At 40.6% G+C, this 4,740-nt stretch carries 5 protein-coding genes; 1 reads left to right on the top strand and 4 read right to left on the bottom strand.

Annotated features, from left to right (window positions below):
• Positions 1–167: 167 nt before the first annotated feature.
• From ACVA53_RS24705 to ACVA53_RS24690, 4 genes are all read right to left on the bottom strand, one after another.
• Positions 168–974: an HAD family hydrolase gene (locus tag ACVA53_RS24705; RefSeq protein WP_446506596.1), complete on the bottom strand. Its 807-nt coding sequence runs from the start codon at positions 972–974 to the stop codon at positions 168–170.
• 668 nt (positions 975–1,642) lie between these two features.
• Positions 1,643–1,915 (bottom strand): FCD domain-containing protein, encoded by a 273-nt coding sequence (locus ACVA53_RS24700; RefSeq protein ID WP_446506595.1) that lies wholly within the window; start codon positions 1,913–1,915, stop codon positions 1,643–1,645.
• 194 nt (positions 1,916–2,109) lie between these two features.
• A complete protein-coding gene (locus ACVA53_RS24695) occupies positions 2,110–3,504 on the bottom strand; it encodes a fructose-specific PTS transporter subunit EIIC (protein ID WP_446506594.1) in 1,395 nt (464 codons plus the stop codon).
• Positions 3,505–3,512: 8 nt separating this feature from the next.
• On the bottom strand, positions 3,513–3,953 hold the full coding sequence (locus tag ACVA53_RS24690) for a PTS sugar transporter subunit IIA (RefSeq protein ID WP_446506593.1): 441 nt from the start codon (positions 3,951–3,953) through the stop codon (positions 3,513–3,515).
• A gap of 559 nt (positions 3,954–4,512) precedes the next feature.
• On the opposite strand from ACVA53_RS24690, the gene ACVA53_RS24685 reads away from it, so the two are divergent.
• Positions 4,513–4,665, top strand: coding sequence for a hypothetical protein (locus ACVA53_RS24685; protein ID WP_446506592.1), 153 nt, complete (start codon positions 4,513–4,515; stop codon positions 4,663–4,665).
• Positions 4,666–4,740: the final 75 nt, after the last annotated feature.

The following is a 4,740-nucleotide window of genomic DNA, read 5'->3' as shown; positions in this document are numbered from 1 at the left end:
TGAGCCGGATATCGACTCTCTACTTCCTTGGAACTTCTCTCATTAATAATCGCCCCGTGGAATCATGGGGCGGATACCGTTTATAAAGTGCTACTATTAAATAGTGGTCAAATACACTAAATAATCTGGAATTATAATATTAATTAAAACAAAGTAAGTGAATTTAGCTAGGAAGATATACGTAACTCTTTCTTTATGACAGTTATAACTCCACCTTCACGATTACTAGGTGCTGAAAAGCGCGCAATCTGTTTCAGTTTTGGGTGAGCGTTTTCCATTGCATAAGAATGGTGGCTTACCTTTAACATTTCAAGGTCATTAAGGTAGTCACCAAAACTCATTGTCTGCTCATGGTTAAATCCCAAAGACTCTTGTAAATACTTAATAGCCGCTCCCTTAGAGGCGTTAGCGTTCATGATATCAAGCCAGACTTTTGCACTTAAAACTACTTGCTGGCTATGGCCAAATTTACTGTTCATTAAAGGAAATACGTAATCTTCAGCACCATCAAAATGGCAAATGGAAATCTTAATAATTTGGTCGTTCACATCCAAAAGGTCATCAACACTTTGACAGTGCGCGAAATATTTGTTTACTTCCTTCAAAAATAACGGGTCTCGGGTTTCAATGTAGGCTGATTTTGTTCCACACAAAACGATATGTGCTCCATTGATTCCACGTGCATCGTTTATTATTTCAGGGACAGCATTAGGGGAGATCTCAGAGCGATACAATTGCTTTCCACCTTTCATTACCAACGTGCCATTTTCAGCAATGAACATCATCTGATCACAGATTGGTGCAAATGTGTTTCGTAAACTGTAATATTGTCGTCCTGAAGCGACAGCGAAAGTAATATCTCGTTGACTAAGCTTTTGATAAATAGGAAAGAAATCTTCGGGTAGATGGCCGTTATGATCGAGTAGTGTTCCGTCCATATCGACCGCAATGAACTTAATTTCTTTATTAGACATGTTCTTCTTATTAATTATAAATGATGTGATTAGGTTATATTCTTTATAAATTACAGGCTATGATTTATATCAATCAATTCGCAGAGTATTGATTGCATCGTATTAGGTTATTTGCGTTACGAGTTATTATTTTCTGTGAAAGCACTTATTAATTTATAATCTCACATTATCAAGTATAAATAGCATAACGGCTAAAAAACACCTCCGGTAGCACACAAATTTCTTGTCCAACTTGATTTATGGGCTAACACTTGGTCTCGAAAGAAAATAAAGCCCCAAATGACACCAAGTACGCCGCGTAGTGATTGAATAACATTTCCCCAAAAAAGCGAAAATATTAAAACCAACGGTCAAACAAAAACAGAAAAATACAAGCAGCTCCAACTCGTTTAGCATTGAATACATGTTCCAATCCGATATTTGGTTTGGCTGCTCTGAGTATAGTTAACGGTTTGAAGTAAAGCCCAGTTAAACTCGCTACAATCCTACAATCCTACAATCATTTTAGTTTCTCATGATAAGTTAGTCGTACTCCAGTTGGACTCATGTGCTTGTAAAATATGGCAAAAAAGTTGGCGCTGAGCGTCATCAGTGTTCTTTTTTTGCAAGGATTTGACAATAGCGCGGTGCCGTTCGAGTGAACGTAATAAATGTTCTTCGTTACTTCCTTAATGATTCCTTGCTGTAGCCATACGCGCCGAGTTCAAAGAGTATGACTCCTTGAAATATCTGTTATCACACAAGGAAATGAAAGTCTGATGGAACTGGTTGTCTAACTGACTTGAATTACTTAAGTTGACCTCCTTTTTGTCGAGTATAAAACAGAGCTCTTGAACTAATTGCTTTGGGTTGGGTTTCCAGGCGAGCTTTAACCCTTCGTATTCAATATAGTCACGAAATTCATGAAGTTCGTTAAAATCATCAGATGTTACGTTGAACATGAAGGTACTACTACATAGAAAACGCCCAGAATAAGTGTTCTGGGCGTTTAAGATAGATTTGAGTTCTAACAGTCTATGGCGGTCGCATTAAGGCGTCTTATCGAGGCATCGTTTCCCATGCTAGATAAAATACGAGCTTGATTACATACCCTTAAACTACGCTAGATTCCTATATATCCACATTCTTTATACTATTAGAATTGAATGAGAGAGTTAGCTTTTTTCATCGCTTCTTTAGTAGAGCACTCAAAAATGTTGCTACCCTCAAAGCGACTAGCATCTTTTACCTGAATATCATGAGCCAAAATAACGAGCTTCGCATTTTTAATATCCGCTGTACTCAAACGATTTTGAATACCGTTTTGCCCTTGTGTCTCAACTTTGATGCTTACACCAGCACTTGCGCCGGCTTTTTCTAGTGCTTTTGCGGCCATAAAGGTATGTGCAACGCCAGAAGGGCAGCAGGTTACAGCAACAACATCATATTGTCCTTCGCTCACTTTGGTAGCAGGAGCATGATTAATCGGTGCCTCGTCCAGCGCATCAGAGCTGTCTTCTTCATCAGCAACAGGTTTCCAAAAGCCCACAATTAATGCTGTAGTGAGAGAGCCGAGCGCGATGCCTGTAACATACATAGGTATGTTGCTTGATACAGGGGCCGTAATTAGACCGCCCCATGGGGCATGAAGGAGAATGTCAGTTAAGAAACCAAAGACACAACCGACCACACCACCAATCACAATTGAAGGAAGAACTCGAACAGGGTCGTTTGCTGCAAATGGTATCGCACCTTCAGAAATACCAATAGAGCCCATGATTGCCGCCGCTTTGCCGGCCTCTTGCTCTTGTTTGCTAAACTTCTTTTTGAACATAAACGTTGCGAGTGCCATACCTAAAGGAGGGGTACAGATAGCAATCCCAACACCACCCATTAGCCAAGGCTGTGTATCTACTTGTGTTTGAGCAAATAAAGTCGCCACCTTGTTAATTGGACCACCCATATCAAACGCTGTCATGCCACCAAGAATTGCACCTAAGACAGCCTTAGACGAACCAGCCATTGACTCAAGAAAGGCATTCATAGAAGTCATGAATAATTTGATAGGTTCTCCAATACCCCAAAGAACAATACCGGCAGAAAGCAAAGTACCAATCAATGGATAGATAAAGTATGCACCCAATGCGGTCATGTTAGTAGATAGAGGGATTTTCTTAAGCTGATACACGACGCCGCCAGCTATGAAGCCGGAAGCAATACATCCAAGAAAGCCCCCCCCCATATCGGCCATAATTCCAGACGAAATCATAGCAGGAGCGAGTGCAGGTTTATCTGCAATGGAAAAACCAATAAATCCACCAAGGATAATTGGAAATAGCACGAGACCTTTAATACCAATCGTTGAAATACCGGCTAGAAGTCCATCTTCAGGTACAGCGCCTTTACCTGAGGCCATAACGGCGAGCGCCAGTAAAACACCACCTGCGACAATAAAAGGAAGCATGTGGGATGTACCAAAAAGCAAGTGTTGTTTTAAGGTGACTAAATTTGACTTCAAGTCACTCTTAGTTGGAGTCATTGTTGAACTCATATCGTTACCTATGAATTTATCAGGATATCAAGTACTTTGTTTTCACCATCAGCATTAACTACGGCTTCGATGAACTCATCACTAAATTTACCGAACAGTTCTTGCAGCACATGAATATGATGGTCAGCACCATTATCTGGTGAAGCGATCATGAAAAATACTCTAGGTTCAATTCCTTCTTCATCGTCGTAATCAATACCAGAACTCTTTACACCGACAGCAATGGCAGGTTCTACTACGAAACTACTTTTCGCGTGCGGGTAAGCAATTCCGTCCATCGATGTTACGCTAAGTGCTTCACGCGCTAAAATATCAGCGAGAAAGCCATTTTTATCACTTACTTTATTATTGGCTGCAAGAACATCCGCAAGCTCTTCAAAAACTGCTTGTTTGGTTTCAGCTACCAAATCTTTGCGGATTAATTTAGGGGTGATAAGTTGAGTAATCATATTGGACTCTATCAATAGTGAATTTAGTCGCTGATCTTATATAGAATTGGAAATATATAAATAGCACTTATGTACCCATAGCTTAAGTTATGTAACGCTCTGATTTTATTGTGATGCTTGTCATGCTTTTTGAGTTATTTATGTTGAGCTAGTGCGCAAACATCGTATCCAATGGTATGGACGCAGCTCACCTCAGCAACCATCATCAGTTGATGGAAAGATGCAAATTAAAGCAAGGGAAGGTGAATTTTATCATTCGGGGTGGTGTTTACCTGGCAAAAATATGTTCAATATTCAAGCAGTTAATGAACAAGAAGTATTCTGGCAAGGTCAATATAATAGTGAATCCTGGATCTGAGGTATTGCTAACGTGTTCCAACGAACGCAGCTATTGCCTTAGAAGCCTGCTGTTTTGCACATTTTTGGGCAAGAGAATTAGCTGCTCTGGGATATAATCAGGTTAAATTGATTGCTCCTCAGTATGTGAATCGGGCGTAAAACGAATAAGAACAACAAGGTGGACGCTGAGGCCATTTGTGAGGTGTCTGGGAGGTCGCAAATGCGCTTTGCCACAAATAAAACAGTTGAACAGCAAGATGATGAAGCCCTTCATCGTGTGCGTGAAGAGCTAGTCCGCCAAAGAACAGCGAAAGCGAATCAGATACGAGGTCTTGCCGGTGAATATGGTTGCCCCATGGAACCTGTTCCTTAGTATCCGCCCCATGATTCCACGGGGCGATTATTAATGAGAGAAGTTCCAAGGAAGTAGAGAGTCGATATCCGGCTC

This window comes from Photobacterium sp. DNB23_23_1 (assembly GCF_052873815.1).
The sequence above is the reverse complement of the archived record's forward strand: the minus strand, read 5'-3'. Positions and strand labels throughout refer to the sequence as shown.